At 42.3% G+C, this 1,209-nt stretch carries 1 protein-coding gene; it reads right to left on the reverse strand.

What is annotated here, in order from left to right; all coding sequences use genetic code 11:
- Positions 1–1,119 (reverse strand): Tn3 family transposase (locus A3763_RS18275; protein WP_156495162.1); only part of this gene is annotated, 1,119 nt, incomplete at its 3' end.
- Positions 1,120–1,209: the final 90 nt, after the last annotated feature.

Raw genomic sequence — 1,209 nt, forward strand, 5'->3', positions numbered from 1 at the left:
ACAAGCAGTGGTACCTTCTCCCCAAATATCAGGGTTTCGTGCTCTTAACGTTGCGTTTACCACATCTCGAATAGCCGCGCGAAGGCTGTCTTTATGTACAAATTGATTTCTAACGTGCAGCAGCTCCCGATAACCAAAACCATGTGGGCCATCTGCAAGTCGCTTTATTCCTGCATTTGTGCCTAACGCGTAAAGTACGAGGAGTAATCTCCTTTGTATTTCATCTCGGCTTAATCTCTCCCGAGAGGCAACACTTGAAAAGCGGGAGGTAAAGTCGATACGTAAGTCTGACTCTTTAAGAACGTCAAGCAGACTTGTCATTGGCCATTTTTCTTGGATGGAGCTTTTTATAGAAAGAATATTCTCTGGATCTGGCAACGGCTCGTAAGGGGAAACACTGATGCGGTTTTTCCCTTGGGGTTTTAGTCTTACGTGTTTGTTTTTTGGGATCGTATTGTTCAGATGTGAAAGCGCTGCTCCCATATCACTCTTTAATTGAGAGACAAACTCGGCAGCATCTTGGGTATGCCCTAAAATCTGATAGTAAGAGTTTCGCTTTTCTTCAAAGTCAGTCGGCAGATCTTCATCCGGGTCACGATATTTGTCTGCACCTTCTACCCAAATTTCCTTACATCTCAGTTTCTCGCGGAGCATTTGAAGAACACAGATCTCGTAATTAATGCGATTGATGCGCCGAGTTTTACCTTGCTTCTCAATCACAACCTCTCGCCATTTTGGCTTAATGACTCCATCGATAGGAACTCGATCATTTAAAATTATATATTGCTGCTTACTTTCTCGATGGTCGGCTATCCATTCTAAAGCCTCTAAAACTGGGCGATGTAATGTATTGTTGGATTTGAATTTCAATAGCTCCAAAAGCTTAGGGAGCATTCGTCGGTAATGGCCACCATATGATGAACGGATTAAGGTATGAACTTGGTTTTTGTACCCTGAGCCAGAAGATTTAAACTCTTTAACTAGGTTCGTTAACGTCGATTCACCGGCTATTGGATAAATAACTTCTTGCACTGTAGCGCTTGGTTTTTCCAGCGAGGCTTCTGCAATTCTAAAAAGTATCGTGTTTTTGCCATACACCTTTTGAAAATCTTTGAGCATAGACTTTACGACCTTTTTCTCTGCGCGAGCATTAAGCCGATGAACTATCTGGCAAAACAAATCAATTAACCCATCTATTGCTTCTCTTTG

Source organism: Oleiphilus sp. HI0128, from assembly GCF_001635365.1.